A 19,139-nucleotide genomic window follows, 5' to 3' on the forward strand; every position below is an offset into this window, starting at 1 on the left:
GGGCACTGCGGTGGAGCTGATGCGGTGTCAGGCACCCGGCTCAGCGCCTGGTCTCATACCTGGTGAGGACCACACCGTCGGGAAACGTCCGGGTTTCCAGCAAGCTCAGGTTCACCCACTTGTCCAAGGCTGTGAAGAACGGTGTGCCGCCGCCCACCAGGACCGGATGGGTGACCATCGCGTACTCGTCAATCAGCCCGGCCCGCATGGCCGCCGCGGCGAGTGTGGCACCGGTGATATCCATTGGCCCGCCGTCGTCGGCCTTGAGCCGGCTGATCTCGGTGACCGCGTCGCCGGTGACCAAACGGGTATTCCAGTCCACCGTGCTGATCGTCGAGGAGAAGACCACCTTCGGCATGTCGCGCCAGCGATGGGCAAACTCGACCTCCGCCGGTGTGGCGCCCGGCTGCTGGTCGGCGGTGGGCCAGTGGGAGCTCATCGTCTCCCAGAGTCTTCGCCCATACAGCGCCAGGCCCGTCGCCCCCACCCGGTCGGACCACCACTGGAACAGCTCGTCACTCGGCGTACTCCAGCTGAGGTCGTCGCCGGGTGCAGCGATGTAGCCATCAAGGCTCACGTTCATGCCAAAGGCCAGTTTACGCATGGCGTCAGTCTCCCGTGGGCGGCTATGAGTTGTACAGGCCTGCCGGCGTCAGTTTGCCGGCCTGCCGCCCAGGCGCGTGGTCACCTTGGCGGCCGCCGCAACGCAGGCCTCGCCCAGGCTCTCGAACTGCTCCTTGGACACCCTGAACCGGGGCGCGGGAATGAGGACGGCGGCCACCACGTCACCGCGGTGGTCGCGGACGGGCGCGGCCACGCCCACCTCGTCCATGGACGATTCGCCGTAGTTTCCCGCCCATCCCCGCTGCTCCACGTCCCGGAGCCTTGTTTCGTAAGCCGCCAGGCCGTCGTCGTCCATTCCCGGGAAGGTGATGGTGCCGCTCCTCAGCAGCTCCCGCACCCGCTCGGCCGGAAGGGTGGACAGGAAGACCTGGACGGAGGCGCTCATGGCGTCCCGGTAGCGGGCGCCCAGCGGCGTGGTGTGCTTGATCTGGTGGTGGCTTGCGATCTGCTCCACGCAGATGGCCTCATCCCCGTTCCACAGCATGAGGGCGCTGGTCTCGCCGGTCTGCTCGGTCAATTGCCGCAGGACCGGGTAGGCAACGCGGCGTTCCTCCATTTCCGCCAGCAGCGGTCCGGCGACGGCGATGAGCCCCAGGCCCAGCCGGAAGCGCTTGGTCTCCGGGTCCCGCTCCACCAGGTTTTCCTGCTCGAACGTGGCCAGGATCCGGGACACGCTGCTTTTGTGCATGCCCACCCGGTTGGCAATCTCCGTGACACCCAGCAGCGGCTCATCCGCGGTGAAGGTGCGCAGGACGGCGATGGCATTGACGACGACGGAGGCGCCCTTCGCGTCCGGCCCGCCGTTGGTGCCGCTTCCGTTGCCGTTGCTGTCGGGGGTCTTTGCAGGAGTCATGGTGGATACCATCTTTCCCTATCGTTGGCGGCAGACGCCGAAAGCGGCGCCGTGGCCTGAACTGCTCAGTCCACGGCGCCGCTCTCACTCTTCAATGGGTTATCCCTCGATGATGTTGTGCTCGGGACCAAACGGGAACTTGGTGATGTTCTCGACAGAGTTGTCCTCGCCGATGACCAGGATGTCGTGCTCGCGGTAGCCGCCGGCGCCGGGCAGGCCGTCCGCCACTGTGATCATGGGCTCCATGGAGACCACCATGCCGGGTTCCAGGACGGTGTCGATGTCCTCGCGCAGCTCCAGGCCGGCTTCGCGGCCGTAGTAGTGGCTGAGGACGCCGAAGGAGTGGCCGTAGCCGAAGGTGCGGTTGGCCAGCAGGCCGTGGCTGATGTAGATCTCATTGAGTTCGGCAGCGATGTCCTTGCAGACGGCGCCGGGCTTGATGAGTTCCAGGCCGCGCTTGTGGACCTCCACGTTGATGTTCCACAGCTCCAGCGACCGCTCGTCCGGCTGGCCCAGGAAGAGGGTGCGCTCCAGTGCGGTGTAGTAGCCGGAGGTCATGGGGAAGCAGTTGAGCGAGAGGATGTCGCCCTGCTGCAGCTTGCGGGTGGTGGCCCAGTTGTGGGCGCCGTCGGTGTTGATGCCGGACTGGAACCACACCCAAGTGTCGCGGACCTCGCGGTGCGGGAACGTGCGGGCGATCTCGTGCACCATGGCTTCGGTGCCGATCAGGGCAACCTCGTACTCGCTGATGCCTTCGCGGATGGCGTTGCGGATGGCTTCGCCGCCGAGGTCGCCGATGCGGGCGCCGTGCTTGATGACCTCGATTTCCTCGGCGGACTTGATCATGCGCTGGCGCATGGCGTCCTGGGAAACATCCAGCAGCTGGGCGCCCGGGAAGGCGGCGGCGATCTTCTCGCGGGTCAGGCCGGGGAGGAAGTCATCCTCGACGCCGATCCGGTTGGCTTTGACGCCGCGCTGGCGCAGGGCCTCCTGCAGGCCGAAGTAGAAGTTGTCGCGGCGCCAGTCGGTGTAGACGATGTTCTCGCCGTAGGACGTGCGCCACGGCATGCCGGCGTCGATGTTGGCGGTGACGGTGACCGAGTCGTCTGCGGTGACGACGAGGGCGTAGTTGCGGCCAAACGTGGTGTACAGGAAGTCGGAGTAGTACTTGATGCCGTGGTAGCTGGTGAGGATGACGGCGTCCAGGTCCTTGGCGGCCATGATCTTGCGCAGGCCGCCCAGGCGGCGCTCGAACTCCGCGTCGGAGAACGTGAGCTTGCCCTTGGAACCTATGTGCAGGACCTTGAGGCGCTCGAGTTCGGCGATGGAGGACGCGTTGTCAGCGGTGATAGTCACGAAGGTGTGCCTTTCTAATGGGTGCCGGCCACGGTTGTGCAGCCGGTGTTGGTTTGCGTAATGAGGATGGTTTGTGGAGACCTCTTGGTCAGAGGTGCTTGAGGGGCTTCCGTGAGGTTTCGGCCGCGAACAGCACGGCCATCAGGGACACGGCGGAGGCGGCCACGAGGTACCAGCCGGGGGCCAGCTTGCTCTGGGTCATGCCGATCAGCAGGGTGGCCATGAACGGTGCGGTGCCACCGAAGAGCGCGTTGGAGAGGTTGAAGCTGACGGCGAAGCCGCTGTAGCGGACCTTGGTGGGGAACAGTTCGGCCAGGAAGCTGGGCAGGGTTCCGTCGTTCAGGGTGAGCATGCCGCCCAGCAGGATCTGGACCAGGACGATCACCAGGAAGTTGCCGGTGTCCAGCAGCATGAAGGCGGGAACGGTCAGCAGCATGAACAGCACGGAGGCAGTGATCAGCATGCGCTTGCGGCCGAAGCGGTCCGACGCGATGCCGGTCAGGAAGATGAAGCCGATGTAGCTGGCCAGGGCGATGGTGGTGGCCAGAAAGGATTCGGTGGGGCCGAAGCCCAGTTCTTCGGAGAGGTAGGTGGGCATGTAGCTGAGGATGACGTAAAAGCCGACGGCGTTGAGCAGCACCGCGCCGCAGGCAATGATGAGCTGCTTGCGATAGGTCCGGAACATGGCCAGCGCGGGCGCCTTGGGAGCGGACTCTTCCTGGTCAGCCAGGGCGCGGAAGGCCGGGGTGTCCTCCAGCTTGGTGCGGATGTAGCGGCCGATCAGGCCCATGGGAGCCGCCAGCAGGAATGGCAGCCGCCAGCCCCATTCGTGCAGCTGGTCCGTGCTCAGCACCGAGCTGAGGAGTGCCGCGATCAGTGAGCCCAGGAGCAGGCCTGCCGCGGTGCTGGCGGGGACGACGGCGGCGTAGAGGCCGCGGCGGTGGGCCGGTGCGTATTCCACCAGGAAGGCGGATGCCCCTGCGTACTCACCTGCGGCCGAGAAGCCCTGGACTACGCGGACCAGCAGCAGCAGCACCGGGGCCAGCAGCCCGATGGTTCCGTAGCCCGGGATGAGGGCGATGCAGAAGGTGGAGACGGACATGATGACGATGGACAGGGACAGGGCCTTGCGCCGGCCGAGCTTGTCACCGATGTGGCCCCAGAAGAATCCGCCCAGGGGACGGACGAAGAACGAGATGGCAAAGACGGCGAAGGTAGCCAGCAGCGCGGTCTGCCGGTCGGCTTCGGGGAAGAACACTGAGGAAATGACTGCGGCCAGGTAGCCGTACACCGCGTAATCGAACCATTCGACAAAGTTGCCGATGAAGCTCGCGGTGACCACCCGGCGTCGGACATCCTTGCTGGCCACAGCGTTGTCCGCGCCCTGGCCAGCCCGGGCCGAAGGGTTGGCGTCAGCGGCAACCACTCCTGCCCAGGGTGAGTTTTGTTCGGTACTCATGAAACCACCAATAAAAGTTGGAGTTGCATTGCTTGCAACGTGGTTGTTTCAAGATAGGCCGTGACGCGCAACACAGTCAATAGGTTGCTGAATGATTAATGGCCGAAATGGCGGGCGTCCTGACTGGAGTCGCGACGCCTCGGTGCCTAGCTAGCCCAAACGGAGTACGTTGCACTAAAAGCAACCGCGTTGTAATAAGTGCGAAACATGGGGCCCAACGCAGCAATGGCCGCCAAGCGGGAGGGCTTGGCGGCCATTGCGGCGGGTGAAGTGAGGGGTAGCTACCGGGCAGGAACGGGTTCCCCTGCTATCACCGGATGGTCCCGGTGCAGGTTCCCCAGGGCTGACGCCCCCTGCGGTGACCCCAGCTCGGAGAAGAACTCCACGTTGGCCCATACGTAGTCGGCCCACTCATCCGGCACGTCGTCCGAGTAGTAGATGGCTTCCACCGGGCACACGGGATCACACGCACCGCAGTCCACGCATTCGGACGGGTGGATGTAGAGGGAGCGTTCGCCCTCGTAGATGCAGTCCACCGGGCATTCCTGGATGCAGGCCTTGTCCTTCACATCCACGCAGGGCTGGGCGATCACGTACGTCATGGAGGCTACACACCCGTGTAGACGGTTTTGCCCCAGGTAAAGAACTCCAGGGCGGACCTGCCCTGTTCGCGGAACGTGTTGGTGGAGGAGTCCTTGACGCCGCCGAAAGGGACGTTCAGGTCCAGCCCGGCGGTGGGCCGGTTGACCTTGATGACGCCCGCCTGGGCCCGGGCGGAGAAGTCGGTGGCCAGGGCCAGCGAGTCGGTGCAGATGCCGGCGGTCAGGCCGTAGCGGGAGTCGTTGATGGCGGCCAGGCCCGCCTCATAGTCTGGCACTTCCAGGACGGCCACCACAGGCCCGAAGATCTCCTCAGTCACGGCTTGATCGTCGAAGGCCAGGTCGGTGAGCACGGCGGCGGGGAAGAACAGCGCTTCGGAGGAGTCGCCGTCGTACTTTCCGTGCAGGAGTGTTGCGCCGCGGTCGACGGCGCCACGCACCGCTGCCTGGTCCTGCTCGAATTGCTGCTGGCTCACCACAGCACCCATCGCGGACTCCAGGCCGTCACCCGGCGCGTACTTGGCGGCTTCCGCCAACAGCGCCTCGAGGAATGCGGGCCGGATGTCGGGGGTGACGTACACACGGGACGTGGCGGTGCAGGCCTGGCCGGTAAGGCCGAAGGCACCGGCCGCCACCACTTGGGCTGCCTTGCAGGGATCGGCGTCGTCAAGCACCAGGACGCCGTTCTTGCCGCCCATCTCCAGTTGCACCCGGGCGCGCCGCCCGTTGAGGATTTCCTGCAGGCCGAGGCCCACCTTGGTGGATCCGGTGAAGGACATCCCGGCAACGCGGGGGTCGCGGGCCAGGGCGTCGCCCACCACGCGGCCCTTGCCGTGGACCACGTTGAACACGCCGGCCGGCAGCCCCGCGTCCTGCAGGGCGCGCGCCAGATGCGTGGCGGACAGTGGGGTGAGCTCGGCGGGCTTGATCACCACGGCGTTGCCGCTGATCAGCGCGGGCGCCGTCTTCCAGGCCGGGATGGCGATGGGGAAGTTCCAGGGGGTGATCAGGCCGACGATGCCCAGTGGTTCGCGGCGGGTGGTGATGGTGGTGTCCGGCAGGCCGCTGGGCAGTACTTCGCCGGTGGCGGCCCAGCCGAGTGAACCAAAGAAGCGCAGCACGTCGGAGGCACGCTTTACTTCGCCCTTGGCTTCGGCCAGGGTTTTGCCTTCCTCGCGGACCAGGTCTTCGGCGATGGCGGCCTGGCGTTCGATCAGCAGGTTTCCGGCGGCGAGGAGGATGGCGCCGCGGGAGGGCGCGGGCAGTGCCGCCCAACCTGGTTGCGCCGCTGCAGCGGCGGCGATGGCGGCGTCAACGTCTGCGGCGGTCCCGCTGGGTGACAGCGCCACCAGCTCATCCGGCCGGGCGGGGTTCATCCGCCGGGTTTCTGCCTCGCCCAGCCACTGGCCGTTGATGAGGTGCTGGGCCGTCAGGTGGGCGTGGGTAGTGGTGTGTGGGTCGAGTGCTGTGGAGGTCATGGCGTTCCTTTGGAAGATGGTGGGTGGGGCTAGAGGCTGCGGATGAGGCCGCCGTCGCACCGGAGTGCCACGCCGGTGATGTACGACGCCGGGGCGCTGCACAGGAAGGCGGCAGCGGCACCGAATTCGGCGGGTTCCCCATACCGCCGCGCGGGGATGGTCTTGCGGGATTCGAGCCGGATCTCCTCAAGGGTGGTGCCGCGGCGTTTGGCGGCGGCCTGGTCCAGTTCGGTGACCCGGTCGGTGGCGATCCTGCCCGGCAGGAGCAGGTTGACGGTGACCCCGTCCAGCGCCACTTCGGCAGCCAGCGTCTTGAGGTACGCGGCCAGCGCGGCGCGGCCGGTGTTGGAGATGGCCAGGTTGGGCAGGGGTGCCGCCACGCCGCTGGAGCCGACGGCCAGGATCCTCCCCCACCGCCGCTCCCGCATGCCGGGAAGGGTCAGGGACACCAGCGCCTGGTGCGGCCTGACCAAGGTTTCGAACGCCGCGGCAATGTCCTCGGACCCGAGCGTGGCGGCCGCGCCGGGCTTGGGTCCTGGCCCGTTGAGGACCAGGATGTCAATGGGCCCCAGGCCGGTTTCGGTCTGCGCTACGGCCGCCTCCACTCCCCCGGGCGCGGTGAGGTCGGCTTCGACGGCGATGGCCCTGAAGCCTTGCAGATCCCCGGAATCGGCCTGCAGCTCCGCCACGATCTCCTGTGCTCGTTCCCGGCGCCTGCCCACGATGGCAACTTTGGCTCCCTCGGCGGCGAGAGCCCGCGCCACTGCGAGCCCCAGTCCCCCGGTGGAGGCCGCCACCAGGGCTGTCCGTCCTGCGATACCCAAATCCATCAGAGGCTCCCGGCCGAAACGGGGGTACGGGTCAGTTTCAATGCCGTGGCAGCTTCGCGGAGGTGTGCGGACATGGCGTGCCGCAGGTTTTCCGGGAATGCGGCCGCAGGGGCACGGACGCCGGAGTCCTTGATCCAGCCCCGTTCCCGCAGGCATTCCTTGCGGATGGCCAGTGCCACCTTGGCCTGCTGTTCGAAGTTGATGAGCGGCAGGTAGGGCACCAGCTGGGCTGCGGCGGCTGCATAACCCTCCCGCTGCCAGGCCCGGACGCAGGCAATGAGCGCTTCCGGGTAGGAGAAGCCGGTCATGGCTCCTGCCGCGCCGGCCAGGAGTTCATCCAGCAGGCCTTGACCGCCAAGTCCGCCGAACACCGAGATGCCCGTGGCGGCGCTGAGGGTTGCGATGGCCACGCTGGTGGGCGGCGCCTCGGCCTTGATGGCGATGACGGCGGGGCTTGCCTTGACCACAGCGACCAGCACGTCGGTGGAAATGCTGACGCCGCTGGCCAGGGGGTAGTCCTGCAGCACCACCTTGGCACCGGTGGCACGGTGGATGGCGTCCAGGTGCGCGGCCACCACGTCCGGTTTCGGCGAGTTGGCCTGCACCATGACGGCCGCGAGCCGCTGGCCGGCCGCTTCCTGGGCGGCGCGGATTTCCTCGATGGCTGGCCGCGTGGCCAGGGCCGTCACGCCCACCACCAAAGGCAGGTTGGTGCATTCGACGGCGATTTCCAGGACCTGCCGCCGCTCCTCTGCCGTGAGTGCGGCTGCTTCGCCGAACACGCCCAGGACGGTCAGGCCGGTGGCGCCGATGGTTTCGTAGCGCTCCACGAGGTCCGAGAGGCTATCCAGGTCCACGTCCAGGGTGCTTCCCTGGAACGGGGTGGCAACGACGCCCCACACGCCCGGGGGCAGGGATTCACGCTTTTCAGGCGCGGCGGATTGCGGCATGAGTGGTCCTTCTTCTGTTGGAACTCTTAGTGGGAAACGTGTGTTCAGCGGCCCGGCCACACCGGCGGCCGCTTTTCCTGGAACGCACGGACGCCTTCGGCGGAGTCTTCGCTGTCCAGGGCCGCCATGAGGGCCGGCAGCCGGAGGCCGCGCGCTTCGGCGGCCGTGAGGTGCGAAGTCCGGGCAGCCATCTGCTTGACCGCCCGGACGGAGGTGGGGGCGCAGGCGAGGATCTGGTCCACCCAGCGCTGCACGGCGGCGTCGAGCTCCTCGGCCGGCACCACTTCGTTGACCAAGCCCATGGCCTGCATCTCGGCCGCGTCGGCTTTCCGGCCGGTGAGGAGCATGCCCATGGCCTGGGTGTAGGGGACGCGGCGCAGCAGCTGGTGGATGCCGCCGTCGAGCGCCAACCGCCCAACCCTGGGCTCCGTCAATCCGAACTTGGCGCTGTCCGCCGCCACCACGATGTCCGCGCCCAGGACGATTTCCATCCCGCCGCCCAGGGCGTAGCCGTTGACCTTGGCGATCACGGGGATGTCCAGGGTGGTGCGCAGGCTCAGGCCGCCGAACCCGTTGGGGTCCAGGCCGGCCCAGTACTCCAGGCCGGTCTTGTCCACGGCGGAGGCAGACATGTCCGCGCCCACGCAGAACGCGCGGGGCCCTGCCCCGGTGACGACCACAGCCCGCACGGACGCATCCTGCTCCAGCTGTTCCCAGATGTCGTTGAGCCGGGCCTGCGCGGTGCCGTCGACCGCGTTCAGGACGTGCTGCCGGTCGATAACCACCGTGGCAACGTGGTTATCGATGGTCAGGGTGACCTGGTCCACCTTTTCTTCCACGGAAGCGCTCACCGCAGCACCCCCAGTTCCTGCAGCCGCGCGATGGTGTCCGCGTCGAAGCCGTTTTCCAGCAGGACCTCCACGTTGTGCTCGCCGAGGCGGGGTGCGACGCGGCGGACAACGGGCGGGGTGGCGGAGAGCCGGATGGGGGCGTTCAGCATCTTCACGGTCCCCACCCCCGGATGTTCGGCCTCCACGATCATCCCGTTCGCCTCGGTCTGCGCATCGGCGAGCGCCTGTTCCAGGGTGTGGACAGGAGCATTGAGCAGCCCCTGTTCCTCCAGCTTTCCGGTCCAGTATTCGGTGGTGTTGGTGGCGAAATGCTCCCGGAAGATGGCCTGCAGGGCGGGCTTGTTCTTGAACTGCTGCTCAAGGGTGGCGAATCCGGGCCGTTCCGTGAGGTCCTCGTCCAGGCCCAGGGCGTCGGAGATCCGTGCCAGCGGGTCGGGGGTGAAGCCGCCCACCATGCACACGGCACCGTCGGTGGTTTCGAAGACGCCGCTCAGCGGCATGGCGCCCCAGTTGACCTCGTAGCCGCGGTTGAGCTGCATGCAGGCCTCCTGCATCTGCAGGTGCAGCATGGAGTCGTACATGGTCACCTCCACCTTTTGCCCCACACCAGACGCCTGCCGGGTGCGAAGCGCCAGCAGGATGCCCTGCATTAGGTGCATGCCCGTGATGTAGTCGCAGAGCGTGGTGGGGTAGATGGCCGGCTTCTGGTCATCCGATTCGCGCCGCCACATCACGCCGGAGTAGGCCTGCGCGATCGCGTCCTGCCCGCCCTTGTGCGAGTACGGTCCCACGGGGCCGAAGCCGGTGCCGGAGGCCCAGATAATTCCCGGGTTCTTAACCTTGAGCTCCTCGTAGCCGAAGCCCATCCGCTCCATCACGCCGGAGCGGAAGTTGCTGACCACCACGTCGGCGTCGGCCAACAGCCGGTGCAGCACCTCGCGGCCTTCATCGGTGCGGGTATCCACGGAGACGCTGCGCTTGTTGCGGTTGATGGACAGGAAGATCGGGTTGTCCTGGCCGTCCTGGTCGGGGAATGAGTTGCGGGAAATGTCGCCCGCGCCGGGCCGCTCCACCTTGATGATGTCGGCACCGTAGTCGCCCAACAGCTGGGTGCAGGACGGGCCCATGAACACCTGGGTGAAGTCCACAATCCGGATGCCCTCCAGCGGAAGGGGCACCGGCGAGCCGGCCGCACTGCCGCCTGGCGCCGTCGTGCGTTCGTCCACCCGCTCTACCGTTGCCGCGCTCACGCCAGGACCGCCGCTTCGGTGTCCAGGGTGGCGTTCGACGACGGGACGTCGCCGGGGTCCGCACCGTGCCGGCGCATACCCAGTTGGATGTCGGCTGCCGCCACGTCGCGGACCAGCACGCCGGACTCGACGGCGAGCGCTGCGGCGACGCCGACGGCCTGGCCCATGGCCATGCAGGGCGGGATTTCGCGGGACATCTTCTGCGCGTCGGGGGTGGCGGAGTAGTGGCGGCCGGCCACCAGGAGCTGATCCACTTCCTTGGGCAGGAGCGAGCGGTAGGGGTAGTAGTAGTCCCGGCCGCGGGCCACGCTGTCCTGGAAGTGGCGGCGGGAGGTGACGTCTTCCTTGGTCATGACGTACTCACCCTGCAGCAGGCGGGTCTGGCGGACGCCCATCTGGGAGGCGACGTCCAGCATGTAGCACTTTTCGAAGCCGGGCAGGTTGGCCCGGACGTAGTCCACGGCCTCGGAGATCTTGTCACGGGCGGCAAACTCTGCGGCGGTCATGTCTGCCGGGTCCACGCCGTCGAAGCCGGTCATGTGCGGGGCGTTGCACCACACCACGCCGTCGATGGGGGTCTTGAGCCACCACAGCTCCCAGGCACCGCCCAGGAGCCGCTTGATCTTGCGGTTGATGGCGCGGGCTTCCTTGGGGTTGGCCTGTTCGAAGGCCTCAGCGGCCGCGGTGTCCACGTTGCCCAGCCGGAACACCAGGGTGGTGAGGTAGTTGTCCTTGGCGTAGCTGGCGCCGGCGCGGGAGGCAACGTCGATGTCGCCGGTGGTGTCGATGACCACGTCCGCCATGAAGGCCTGGGGGCCCAGCTTGGTTTCGCAGATGACGCCCTTGATGACGCCGTTGTCCACGATGGGGCGGGAGAACCAGGAGTGCAGCCGCAGGTCCACGCCGGCCTCGCGGACCAGGTCGTTGGAGATTCGCTTCCACCCGTCCGGGTCGAAAGCGGCGGCGTAGCAGATGGGCTTGGGGTTGGTGTGGGAGTGGAAGTCGAAGGTGCCGTAGCGGCCCCACTTGTTCCAGAGTTCCTCGGAAGTACGGCGGTCCTCCGCCGGCGGGACGACGGCCAGGCCCAGTTTCTGCAGGCGTTCCACGTATTCGGACACGATGCCGGTGACGGTGATGTCCTGGCCGTTGATCATGTCATCGAGGACAAGCACCATGCCGCCGGAGGCCAGGCCGCCCAGGGAGGAGTAGCGCTCCAGGAGCGTGACCTTTGCACCGGAGCGGGCAGCGGTGACGGCGGCGGCCACGCCTGCGGGGCCACCACCAACCACCAGGACATTGGACCGTGAGATCACCGGCGCGGTGAGGTCTGCCGTGGTGGTGGAGAGCTCCAGGGACCCGGTTTTGGGCGCGGCGAAGCTGGGTGTGTTGTTCATGGGGGAAGTCCTTACTTTCCGACGAAGATGCCGTTGGTGCAGCGTGCGGCGAGGTAGAAAACGATGCTGAGGATGGAGAGGACGGCTACGTAGACCGGGAAGACCCAGGTGAGGTCGAGGGACTGCAGCCAGACCAGGAGGTAGGAGGCCGTGCCGCCGAAGACGGCCACGCCGATGCCGTAGCCCAGGGCCACACCGGTGCCACGGATGTTCTTGGGCATCAGGGAGGAACTGACCACGTTGTAGAGGGTCATGTTCAGGACCAGGACGATCGAGCCGCCCAGCAGGACTGCTGCGAACCCGCCGATGCCGGGCTGGACGTAGAGGAGCATGAGGAACACGGAGGGGATGGCCAGGACGCGGGTCACCAGGAACCAGCGGGACATGGACCGGCCGTCGGCCAGCTTGCCGATGATCCAGCTGCCCACCACCAGGACGACGCCCAGGATGGTGGTGAGGGCGAAGACGGCGGTGGGGTCTTCCTTGAAGCCACTGCGGGCGGCGCTGGGCAGGCCCACGTTCCAGGCGTAGTTGTAGGCCTGTGCGGCGCCCACCACGAAGATGATGGCCAGGACGGAGAGCCAGTGCTTGCCCACACCGGACCACACGGTCTTGGCGGTGTTGGCGGCGCGCTCTTCTTCCTTGAGTGTTTCGGGCAGCGAGCGCCTGAGGTAGAGCACCACGAAGCCGAAGAGTGCGCCAATGATGAACGGGATGCGCCAGCCCCACTCCCCCATGGCCGAGCCGCCGATCACCAGGCTGCAGACGAAGCTGACCAGGGAGGCGAGCAGGATGCCGATGTTGACGTAGAAGGACATGATGCCGGCCACGTAGCCTTCGCGGCCTTCCGGAGCCAGTTCAACGGCGTGGGAGGTGGACAGCGGGGCTTCGATGCCGGTGGAGATGCCCTGCAGGACGCGGCAGGCCACCAGGATGATGCCGGACCAGGCGCCGATGGTGGCGTAGCTGGGCGTGACGGCGATGACCAGCGTGGTGCCGGCCATCAGCATGATGGACAGCAGCATCACGCGGCGGCGGCCGATCCGGTCGGCCAGAGTGCCGAGCAGGATGCCGCCGAGGGGACGGAAGGCGAATCCGACGGCGAACACGGCCAGCGCGTTCAGGGTGGCGGAGAGGGGTTCGGTATTGGGGAAGAAATTCGGGCCGATGAAGGCGGACAGGAGGCCAAAGACCATCCAGTCGTACCATTCCAGGGCGTTTCCCAGGCCGAGGCCCAGGAGTCCCTTACGCACTTCGGGGGTGAATTTGTCGCGGTTGCGGGGGGATGGAGTGGCGGAACGGGGTGACGGTACGGCGTTGTCCGTCGCTTGGATATCGAGCATGGAAGTGTCCTTACGCTGGCGCCGGGGAGGGCGCAGGAGGGTATGACGCAGCGACGCCTGTTGGAGGAGGCGCAGGATGCGAAGGTGGCAAGGATTGCCCGGGGCCACAGATTGGGTCCGGACAGTTAGGGGGAAACGCAGGCGCCGGCGGGGACCGGCAGGCCTACCACTTGTGTGGTGCGTTTACCCAGATGGCTACGCATACCTCTTCGTAGCTGTTCTTGTACCAGTGCGGGGTTTCTGCCGGGTAGGTGATCGAGTCGCCTTCTTCCAGGCTGTAGCAGACGCCGTCCAAGTAGACGTCCTTCCGGCCCGAGATGATGTAGCAGAACTCTTCCCCGCTGTGGGTAAAGGGTGTTGCGCTGGTGTCATGCCCTGGGGGCGTCATGATCCATTGCGCTTCGATGGTGCCGTCACGGTCCGGGGTGAGCAGTTCGTGAACTGCCTCCCCCACGGATTCGCGGGTGACGTTTTTCAGGTTCCGCCGTGCGGATCTGCGGACGACGGGTGACTTGGTTTGGTCCTGGCCAATGAAGAACCTTCCCACGGGAATGTCCAGTCCATGGGCCAGCTGGGCGAGGGTTGTGAAGGACGGGTTGGCCATGCCGCGTTCGATCTGGCTGACGATCGCCTGGCTGAGCCCGGTGACGTCCGAGAGCTTGGCCAGGGTCATGCCCTTTTCCTTGCGCATGGCCCGCACTTTGTTGCCAACCGTCGCCAGCAGTTCGCTGGTGGCCGGCGGTGCGGTGGTGCTACTCTCGGTGGTCATCGGTTGTCTTTCACTGGGTGAGCTTACTCACACAACTATAGTGAAGATTTTTACTCAAACAACCCTTTTTCCTAATTATCTTGAAGATTCCGCCGCGGCGCGGCAAAAACGGGCCTAAAGACACGAGCGGAACAGCTCCCGCTGCCCCATACTGTCGCCATGGACGAGACTGCCGCCAGTGAGCGCACTGCGCGAAGACCGGACAGGGTCCTGCTCGCATTGGTGGGCGTGGTGGTGGTGCTGGTGGTGGTGGCGCTGGCCGTGGTCTTCACCCGCGGCGAGCCTGCCGCGCTTGATGAGGCAAGCCCGGCCGGTGTGGTCCAGAGATACAGCAAAGCACTGATCGACGGCGACGCCGCCACGGCTGCCTCGTACCTCACCGAGAATGCAAAGAGCCGGTGCCGGGGTACCTACGTCAGCGAGCCGGCACCGGCCCGCGTCGTCCTGGTTTCGACGACGGAACGCACCGATTCAGCCACAGTGCGGGTTTCGATTGTCAGGTCGTCCCAGGGCGGACCCTTTGGCCCCTCTGAGTATGAAGTGGAGGACGCGTTCTCACTCCTCAGGGTGAACGGGAAATGGCTGATCGACCAGCCGCCGTACCCACTGGTGGACTGCACCGTTGCGCCGGTGAAGCAATGACGGCGCCGGCAGCACCGACGGTCCCCGCCCCGGCGGGCGGTCTGGCAACCCTCCGCCGGCTGATCCTCTACGTCCTGCTGTTCGCCCTGGTGGTCATCACGGCGTCAGGTGTAAGCGGGCTGCTGGAGCGCCTTTTCCGTACAGCGACCACCTTGGTTTCCGGGGACGTGACCGGACTGGCCCTGTCCCTGGCCTTCACCCTGATCGGCGGCCCGCTGGCACTGCTGCTGTGGTGGTTTGTGTGGCGGCGGCTCGACGACGAAGCCGAGCGGCGGGCGCCCGGCTGGGGCCTCTACCTGACCGGCATGTACGCCGTCTCGCTCATCATCGCCAGCACGTCGCTGCTGGATCTTGCCACGTCCTTCATTGGCACCCAGGAGAGCCAATGGCCGTCCCCACTGGCCAACGGACTTGTCTGGAGCGCCATCTGGTGGTGGCACCGGTGGATGTGGAAGCACCCAGTCAAGGCATCGCGCCACCTCGAGGACGTGCGCGCCGTCGTCGGCTCGGTCTTTGGGCTGCTGCTGGGCACCGGTGCCGCGATCGCTGCGCTCAGCGCACTGCTGGACGTCGCGATCCGCGGCTTCACGGCAACCGCCGCCTTTGAGCCCTGGTGGTTTGACGTACTCCGGTCCCTGGTCTGGGCAGCTGGCGGCGCGCTGGTGTGGTGGTGGCATTGGTTCCGGGAGGGCGGACGGCGCTTCCAGACCGGCCTGGTGGACGTCGCCATCATTGGCGTGGGCATCTTCCTGGCCGGTATCACCGCCCTTGGCGGGCTGGGCGTCATCCTGTTCGTCCTCCTGCGGCTGGCGTTCGACCGCAGCGATCCCATGGACAACCTGCTTGAACCACTCGCCCCGGCCATCGCCGCTGCCGCCATCGGGGCGCTGGTGTGGCGCTACCACCGCAGCACGTCCGTGCACCGCTCCACCAGGACCCGGCGGGCCAGCCTCCTGGTGACGTCCGCGGTGGCGCTTGCCGCTGCGGCGTCGGGCATTGGCGTGGTGGTCAACGCGCTGCTGGCTGCAGCCGTATCGCCCTTGGCGGGCGGGGCAACCCGGACCCTGCTCCTGGGCGGCATCAGCTCCCTCGCGGTGGGTGCACCGGTGTGGTGGCTGGCGTGGAAGCCCCGGCATCAGCCGCGGAGCGCGGACGAGATTCCGCCCGGCCGGCGCGTGTACCTGGTGGCGTTCTTTGGCGTCAGCGCCGTGGTCGCTCTCATTACGCTGCTGGTGATTGGCTACCGGCTCTTCGAATACCTGCTGGGCGAGGTCACCGGCGGCAGCGTCCTGGACCGCATCCGGGCGCCCCTGGGCCTCCTGGTGGCTGCCGGGCTCGTGGCGGGCTACCACTTCGCGCTGTGGCGCCGTGACCGCACCCTTCTTGCCGCGGCGGCCCCTGCACACAAGCGGGTGATCGAGCGGGTCACCCTGGTCAGCGGCTACCGCCCTGATGCGTTGGACCCGGAGGCCCTGGCGCGCGGCATCGCTGACGCTACCGGGGCGAAGGTGACCACGTGGCTGAGGGCGGACGACGGCGGCGCCGGGCTTCCGCCGTCGTCCGAGCTTTCGCCAGCGGCTGGGGACGTCCTCCGGCAGGTCGTGGCGGCACTGCAGGCCACTGCCGGGCAGCAGGTCCTGGTGATCGCGGGGCCTGGAACCCGGTTGGAGGTTGTCCCGCTGATGGCTCCCGGCGCTGCGGTTCCTGCCGGCCCTGCGCCCGGCCGGGTCCTACGGCCCTAGCTACCTTGGGGAGCCGGAGCCTAGCGTTGGTGCAGGCAAAGGAGGCCGGCGATGGCTGCTCGTGGAGCCGCGAAGCGTGGCGGTGCTGCCGCAGGAGGAAGCAGCAGGCGCCGGCTCGGCTGCATGGCGGCCGTCCTGCTGGTTTTGGCCGGATGCTCCTCCGGCGGCGGCGCGCCAACCGGCAGTCCTTCCGGCAGCCTGGCTCCTGCACCTGAGACGTCCTCGCCGCCGTCAGGAACAGCGCCGGCGGGGCCGTCCAAGGCATTTTCCGACGCGGAACTCACAGCCATCATCAACGGAGTGGGCAAGAGCCGGAACCTGCCCTTTCCCGCAGCCCAGGATTCCACCCGCCTGCGCAGCGGCGCGGTGAGCGGATCGTTTCCCTCAACGACGATGGAGTCGACGCCCAGCGAGTGCATTGCCTTCGTTCCGCAGGACCCCTTTAAACGATGGGCAGACAAGGACATCAACTTCGCTGAGGGCGGCATGCCGCCGGCCGGCGGTCAGTCGGGGCCAACCACCACCATCACGGTGGTCCTGAGGAGCGCGGAAAAGGATGCCATCAGCAAGGCCGACTTCGGCTATACGGACGACCTGGTGTCCCGCTGCGGCCGGTTCGACCTGACATACACAGAGTCCGGGCGCGCCTCCACGTCGGCAATCCGGCTGCTGGCCGCTCCCCCAATAGGGGAAAAGCAGCACGCTTTCACGCAGGTTTCCAAGCCGAAAGGCCAGGGGGACTTCGGCTCCGTGGGACTGCGCGTCCTTCGGGGCACCTTGTCCATTACGCTCAACCTCGCAGTCGCAAACCTCAACTCGGAGGCCGACGCCAAGCCCGCGCTGGACGCCATGGCCGGCCTTGCCAGGGAGCTCATTGACCAGGCCGCAATAGGCCCCCCGTCGGCACCTCCGCCGGCACCAAACTCAATGACGCCTGACCAGATGGTGGCGCTGCTCAAAGGCATGACGGGCCCCGGCGGGGAACCGGTGAGCCTGCCGCAGGCGACGATAATCGGCCCACCTCCCGGCTTTACCCCAGGCGCATCAGTTCCCTCGTCCGATTCCCCCTGCACCTTTGATGACGAGTCCTACACCGCCGCCCTGGCCGGCTCCGTCTATGGCCAGGGCCAGATCCAGGGCGCCAGCAAGATGGACTACACCGACTTCACCGTAATCAACATGCCATCATCTTTGGCTCCGCCTTATCCGTTCGACTCCCGGGCAGAGCATATTCGAGGCTGCACCAGCATCCAGGAGAAAACATTCGGTGGCGGCAGCCGGGACTGGTCCTCTGTTGCCGCACTCACCAGCACCATCACCGCCGACTCAACCTATGCCGTCGCATTTCAGCTGGCCGACGGAACGGGTGCATGGTCTGTCCGCAGTGGAGCACGCAGGGGGACGTTGTCCATTGAGGCAAGCAGCCAGACAACTTCGCAGTCCGAGGCACAGGCCAAGGCCGATGCCTTCGCATCCTTCTTCGACGCCGTTTTCTCACGTGCGGGAAAGTGAGCGGGCTGGGGCTCCTTGCCCGGGGAGATTGCATCCTTCCTCAAGATTTGCGCAGTTTATCCCGCTGGTGGATTAACCCTCTTCCCATGGCATTCAGCGCTGCCTAGGGTTGGCACACATGCTTTGCCAAGGGGGACAAATGAAAAGCACAGTTGAAAGTCCTACGGACGCCGCAAACCGCGACGCGCAGCAGGTTGCCGCGCCGGAATCACTGGATGTACAGCACAAAGTGGCGGACTGGACGTCCGACTGCCTGCTCACCATGCGCAGCCCGATCCGCTTCACCCGGGCCGACTGGCCCTAAGCAGCAGTTGACTGGCTCCGGGTCCGCGACAGCGTCGTCACTCAGCAGGCTCGATCAGTTCCGGCCCGTCATTCCGCACGCTGTTCACCTTGGTGCTCACTACGCGCGGCACCAGGACAGGTTCAGGAAGCGAGTCCAGCAGGTGCTGGATATCGTTCTTGTCCGTCAGGTCCGGGTCCAGCCACTCAGCGAAACGGTCGCGGGGGATGATCACCGGGGACCTGTCGTGGACATGGCCCAAGGCGTCCTGGGCGGTGGTGGTCAGGACAGTGCAGCTCAGGAGCCACCGGCCCGGGTCATCCTCCGGCACTGAAGGATCGGCCCACCATTCGTACAGGCCGGCAAAGCCGAGCATCGGCTCCTTCTCGGAGTAAAGGTAGTTGGGGATCTTCTTGCCGTCTTCCGTCTTCTGCCACTCGTAGTAGCCGTCGGCAGGAAGAATGGCGCGTCTTTTCACAGCTGCCTTGCGGAATGCCGGCTTCTCCAGGATGCTCTCGCTGCGGGCATTGATCAGCTTGTTGCCGATCTTGATGTCCTTGGCCCAGGACGGGACCAGGCCCCAGTGGGCCACCAGCAGGTGCCGTTCCATGCTGCCTTCGTCCAGCCGCTCAGCCACGATCGGCACCGGCTCCGTTGGGGCCACGTTCCAGCTTGGCGGGGGCGGAGTGCCTTCCACTTCTTGGGCGTCAAAGTAACTCAGAAGGTCACCAGTGGCCTTGGACATCACGTATCTGCCGCACATGCAGTAATTCTCCCCAATTCAGGTTGGCCTGCAGTTGACCGGGCATGTGACGGGACGGGCCACCTGGACCACCGGTATGACTCCTCAGAGCCATGCGCCCAACACGGCCAGCGCACTGGTCCAGGTCGTTACCCGCCGTTTCAGGCCCGCCCGCTTGAGCCGGCTTTAGGCGCCGTGGTTCAACTCGATGCGTCCCGCTCGATTTCCTCAGCCAGGTCGTCCACTTCTTCGGGACGGGCATCGATGCCTGCTTCCTCGAAGCGTTCTTCCAGGACGTGACTTACGTCGTCCTGGACCTGGCCCAGCTGGATGTCGTGGCGGACATCCTCGGCAATGGTTTCAGGCGTTGCTTCGGGATCCGCTCCGGCCACGAGCTCGTCATTGCCGTCAAAGGGGTCGTTGGCGCCGCCGTCTCCGGTATCAGTCATACCCCATCGTTAC

General features: G+C 66.5%; 19 protein-coding genes. 4 read left to right on the plus strand and 15 right to left on the minus strand.

Annotated elements, in window-relative coordinates:
* Positions 1 to 40: 40 nt before the first annotated feature.
* The 13 genes from ACFO0G_RS10970 to ACFO0G_RS11030 form a co-directional block, all read right to left on the minus strand.
* Positions 41 to 604 carry a dihydrofolate reductase family protein gene (locus tag ACFO0G_RS10970; RefSeq protein ID WP_286399386.1) on the minus strand — a complete coding sequence of 188 codons (564 nt, stop codon included), beginning with the start codon at positions 602 to 604 and terminating at the stop codon, positions 41 to 43.
* Between the two features lie 48 nt (positions 605 to 652).
* Positions 653 to 1,489, minus strand: coding sequence for an IclR family transcriptional regulator (locus ACFO0G_RS10975; protein ID WP_376977592.1), 837 nt, complete (start codon positions 1,487 to 1,489; stop codon positions 653 to 655).
* Positions 1,490 to 1,576: 87 nt separating this feature from the next.
* Positions 1,577 to 2,833, minus strand: a complete 1,257-nt coding sequence (locus ACFO0G_RS10980) for an aminopeptidase P family protein (protein ID WP_286399390.1) — start codon at positions 2,831 to 2,833, stop codon at positions 1,577 to 1,579.
* 88 nt (positions 2,834 to 2,921) lie between these two features.
* On the minus strand, positions 2,922 to 4,292 hold the full coding sequence (locus ACFO0G_RS10985; RefSeq protein ID WP_286399393.1) for an MFS transporter: 1,371 nt from the start codon (positions 4,290 to 4,292) through the stop codon (positions 2,922 to 2,924).
* A 281-nt stretch (positions 4,293 to 4,573) separates the two neighbouring features.
* Complete coding sequence (gene fdxA / locus ACFO0G_RS10990; protein ID WP_286399396.1) at positions 4,574 to 4,894, minus strand: ferredoxin; 321 nt, start codon at positions 4,892 to 4,894, stop codon at positions 4,574 to 4,576.
* Positions 4,895 to 4,899: 5 nt separating this feature from the next.
* On the minus strand, positions 4,900 to 6,369 hold the full coding sequence (locus ACFO0G_RS10995; RefSeq protein ID WP_376977595.1) for an aldehyde dehydrogenase family protein: 1,470 nt from the start codon (positions 6,367 to 6,369) through the stop codon (positions 4,900 to 4,902).
* Positions 6,370 to 6,398: 29 nt separating this feature from the next.
* Complete coding sequence (locus tag ACFO0G_RS11000; RefSeq protein WP_286399400.1) at positions 6,399 to 7,199, minus strand: SDR family oxidoreductase; 801 nt, start codon at positions 7,197 to 7,199, stop codon at positions 6,399 to 6,401.
* Positions 7,199 to 8,149, minus strand: coding sequence for a dihydrodipicolinate synthase family protein (locus ACFO0G_RS11005; RefSeq protein WP_286399403.1), 951 nt, complete (start codon positions 8,147 to 8,149; stop codon positions 7,199 to 7,201). The genes ACFO0G_RS11000 and ACFO0G_RS11005 overlap by 1 nt, the downstream gene beginning before the upstream one ends.
* A 44-nt stretch (positions 8,150 to 8,193) precedes the next feature.
* Entirely contained in the window at positions 8,194 to 9,000 is an 807-nt protein-coding gene (locus ACFO0G_RS11010) for an enoyl-CoA hydratase-related protein (protein ID WP_286399406.1), read from the minus strand.
* Entirely contained in the window at positions 8,997 to 10,250 is a 1,254-nt protein-coding gene (locus ACFO0G_RS11015) for a CaiB/BaiF CoA transferase family protein (protein ID WP_286399409.1), read from the minus strand. The genes ACFO0G_RS11010 and ACFO0G_RS11015 overlap by 4 nt, the downstream gene beginning before the upstream one ends.
* Positions 10,247 to 11,644, minus strand: a complete 1,398-nt coding sequence (locus ACFO0G_RS11020; protein WP_286399410.1) for an FAD-dependent oxidoreductase — start codon at positions 11,642 to 11,644, stop codon at positions 10,247 to 10,249. Before ACFO0G_RS11020 ends, ACFO0G_RS11015 begins: the two co-directional genes overlap by 4 nt.
* 11 nt (positions 11,645 to 11,655) lie before the next feature.
* Positions 11,656 to 12,987, minus strand: coding sequence for an MFS transporter (locus ACFO0G_RS11025; protein WP_286399412.1), 1,332 nt, complete (start codon positions 12,985 to 12,987; stop codon positions 11,656 to 11,658).
* 163 nt (positions 12,988 to 13,150) lie between these two features.
* A complete protein-coding gene (locus ACFO0G_RS11030; protein ID WP_236799710.1) occupies positions 13,151 to 13,756 on the minus strand; it encodes a helix-turn-helix domain-containing protein in 606 nt (201 codons plus the stop codon).
* A 159-nt stretch (positions 13,757 to 13,915) separates the two neighbouring features.
* Here ACFO0G_RS11030 and ACFO0G_RS11035 point away from each other — a divergent pair, with 159 nt between their 5' ends.
* The 4 genes from ACFO0G_RS11035 to ACFO0G_RS11050 all read left to right on the plus strand — a co-directional run bounded on the left by ACFO0G_RS11035 (position 13,916) and on the right by ACFO0G_RS11050 (position 17,956).
* The gene (locus ACFO0G_RS11035) at positions 13,916 to 14,398 is read left to right on the plus strand and encodes a hypothetical protein (RefSeq protein ID WP_286399414.1); all 483 of its coding nucleotides are present in this window, start codon (positions 13,916 to 13,918) and stop codon (positions 14,396 to 14,398) included.
* A complete protein-coding gene (locus ACFO0G_RS11040) occupies positions 14,395 to 16,140 on the plus strand; it encodes a DUF5671 domain-containing protein (RefSeq protein WP_286404618.1) in 1,746 nt (581 codons plus the stop codon). The genes ACFO0G_RS11035 and ACFO0G_RS11040 overlap by 4 nt, the downstream gene beginning before the upstream one ends.
* 51 nt (positions 16,141 to 16,191) lie before the next feature.
* On the plus strand, positions 16,192 to 17,652 hold the full coding sequence (locus tag ACFO0G_RS11045; protein ID WP_286399416.1) for a hypothetical protein: 1,461 nt from the start codon (positions 16,192 to 16,194) through the stop codon (positions 17,650 to 17,652).
* Positions 17,653 to 17,791: 139 nt separating this feature from the next.
* Positions 17,792 to 17,956, plus strand: a complete 165-nt coding sequence (locus tag ACFO0G_RS11050; RefSeq protein ID WP_286399419.1) for a hypothetical protein — start codon at positions 17,792 to 17,794, stop codon at positions 17,954 to 17,956.
* Positions 17,957 to 17,993: 37 nt separating this feature from the next.
* Here the strand turns inward: ACFO0G_RS11050 and ACFO0G_RS11055 are convergent, their stop codons facing one another.
* Together ACFO0G_RS11055 and ACFO0G_RS11060 are read right to left on the minus strand one after the other, a co-directional pair.
* Positions 17,994 to 18,698, minus strand: coding sequence for an SOS response-associated peptidase (locus ACFO0G_RS11055; protein ID WP_286399421.1), 705 nt, complete (start codon positions 18,696 to 18,698; stop codon positions 17,994 to 17,996).
* Positions 18,699 to 18,877: 179 nt separating this feature from the next.
* Complete coding sequence (locus ACFO0G_RS11060) at positions 18,878 to 19,126, minus strand: hypothetical protein (protein WP_286399423.1); 249 nt, start codon at positions 19,124 to 19,126, stop codon at positions 18,878 to 18,880.
* Positions 19,127 to 19,139: the final 13 nt, after the last annotated feature.

It is taken from the genome of Arthrobacter sedimenti (assembly GCF_042652025.1).
In the GTDB taxonomy this organism is placed as follows: domain Bacteria; phylum Actinomycetota; class Actinomycetes; order Actinomycetales; family Micrococcaceae; genus Arthrobacter; species Arthrobacter sedimenti.

What these genes read in the sequence shown, in the direction of transcription:
- ACFO0G_RS11005 (WP_286399403.1), bottom strand. Translation starts at nt 8,149, where the DNA reads ATGCCGCAATCCGCCGCGCCTGAAAAGCGTGAATCCCTGCCCCCGGGC.
- ACFO0G_RS11035 (WP_286399414.1), top strand. Translation starts at nt 13,916, where the DNA reads ATGGACGAGACTGCCGCCAGTGAGCGCACTGCGCGAAGACCGGACAGG.
- fdxA (WP_286399396.1), bottom strand. Translation starts at nt 4,894, where the DNA reads ATGACGTACGTGATCGCCCAGCCCTGCGTGGATGTGAAGGACAAGGCC.
- ACFO0G_RS11030 (WP_236799710.1), bottom strand. Translation starts at nt 13,756, where the DNA reads ATGACCACCGAGAGTAGCACCACCGCACCGCCGGCCACCAGCGAACTG.
- ACFO0G_RS11060 (WP_286399423.1), bottom strand. Translation starts at nt 19,126, where the DNA reads ATGACTGATACCGGAGACGGCGGCGCCAACGACCCCTTTGACGGCAAT.
- ACFO0G_RS11055 (WP_286399421.1), bottom strand. Translation starts at nt 18,698, where the DNA reads ATGTGCGGCAGATACGTGATGTCCAAGGCCACTGGTGACCTTCTGAGT.
- ACFO0G_RS11050 (WP_286399419.1), top strand. Translation starts at nt 17,792, where the DNA reads ATGAAAAGCACAGTTGAAAGTCCTACGGACGCCGCAAACCGCGACGCG.
- ACFO0G_RS10975 (WP_376977592.1), bottom strand. Translation starts at nt 1,489, where the DNA reads ATGGTATCCACCATGACTCCTGCAAAGACCCCCGACAGCAACGGCAAC.
- ACFO0G_RS11040 (WP_286404618.1), top strand. Translation starts at nt 14,395, where the DNA reads ATGACGGCGCCGGCAGCACCGACGGTCCCCGCCCCGGCGGGCGGTCTG.
- ACFO0G_RS10985 (WP_286399393.1), bottom strand. Translation starts at nt 4,292, where the DNA reads ATGAGTACCGAACAAAACTCACCCTGGGCAGGAGTGGTTGCCGCTGAC.
- ACFO0G_RS11045 (WP_286399416.1), top strand. Translation starts at nt 16,192, where the DNA reads ATGGCTGCTCGTGGAGCCGCGAAGCGTGGCGGTGCTGCCGCAGGAGGA.
- ACFO0G_RS10995 (WP_376977595.1), bottom strand. Translation starts at nt 6,369, where the DNA reads ATGACCTCCACAGCACTCGACCCACACACCACTACCCACGCCCACCTG.
- ACFO0G_RS10970 (WP_286399386.1), bottom strand. Translation starts at nt 604, where the DNA reads ATGCGTAAACTGGCCTTTGGCATGAACGTGAGCCTTGATGGCTACATC.
- ACFO0G_RS11000 (WP_286399400.1), bottom strand. Translation starts at nt 7,199, where the DNA reads ATGGATTTGGGTATCGCAGGACGGACAGCCCTGGTGGCGGCCTCCACC.
- ACFO0G_RS11020 (WP_286399410.1), bottom strand. Translation starts at nt 11,644, where the DNA reads ATGAACAACACACCCAGCTTCGCCGCGCCCAAAACCGGGTCCCTGGAG.
- ACFO0G_RS11025 (WP_286399412.1), bottom strand. Translation starts at nt 12,987, where the DNA reads ATGCTCGATATCCAAGCGACGGACAACGCCGTACCGTCACCCCGTTCC.